The following is a 1,045-nucleotide window of genomic DNA, read 5'->3' as shown; positions in this document are numbered from 1 at the left end:
AGTTGCAGCCATTGGCTGGTTGCCTGACGAACAATGTCATCATCTTCAATAAGTGCGATGTTGGGGGTGCTTTCAAAAGCCATGAATTACTGCCTGTTTAAAACGTCTTTCGTAACGGTAGCAAAAACCACGAGGGAGAAAAGGAGCTAGATCTCACTTCTTAATTACAACTCTTTAACATCCAATCAGTTAGGCGCACTCTGTCTCAATCTGGATAAGTAATCACTGTGAACCGCACAGGAAAAATCTAAATCGGCAAACCTGCATGTGGATTGGGTCATCAATCAGGACGAGGCAGAACTGAAAATCAATAACTTATCTTAAGAAAACGAGTACTTGGATGGAGTCGGTATGACGCTCAGCGGAAAAGGGAAAATGTGGTTGCTTGTGATTTTTGCAAGCGCGATGGTGCTATTTTCTTACAGTGCTAGTCGTGAAATCGCCCACCAATTGCTCAGCGCACAAACGCAAACCGAAGCGCAACAAAAACTACTGGATTACATCGGCGAAGTCCGCCGAGCACTGAAACGCTTTTATCACCTGCCTTATTTAGTCACCAACAATCCCGAAACTATTGCGTTTGTGAAAGGCAATTTGACTTACTATAAACCGCTGCAAGCCCAGTTAACCCAACTCGACAAAGCCGCGAATACCGAAGGTTGGTTGATCCTCTCCACCTCTGGTGAAGTGTTGGTTTCCAGCCTCATCGATGAACGATTTAGCCGTTCAGATCGACGTGCCATTGTTGAACAGATTCATCGCCAAGGTGAAGGCGTCTCTCTGGTAAATAAAACCAAAGGCTCGAGCCCTCTGTATTATTTATCGGCACCGATTTTTGATGGCCTTAACATCGCGGGTATTGTCGTCGTACAAATTAACTTGAGCCTTCTGACGGAACAAACCATCACCAGCCAAGACATTATTACACTGCAAAACCGCCATCAGCGTTTCTTCCTGTCGAGCAGTACCACTTACAACGCGGACTGGTTCAATGAGCCAAACCATGCAGTAGATGAGGAAACACTAAAGCTCTCGGACACCACCG

1 pseudogene is annotated in these 1,045 nt (G+C 45.7%); it reads left to right on the top strand.

Annotation, left to right across the window (positions count from 1 at the left end):
- Positions 1-351: 351 nt before the first annotated feature.
- Positions 352-1,045 (top strand): annotated as a pseudogene (locus R7Q48_RS24870) (PAS domain-containing sensor histidine kinase); the annotation flags it as partial.

The organism is Vibrio sp. 378 (assembly GCF_033339435.1).
The sequence above is the reverse complement of the archived record's forward strand: the minus strand, read 5'-3'. Positions and strand labels throughout refer to the sequence as shown.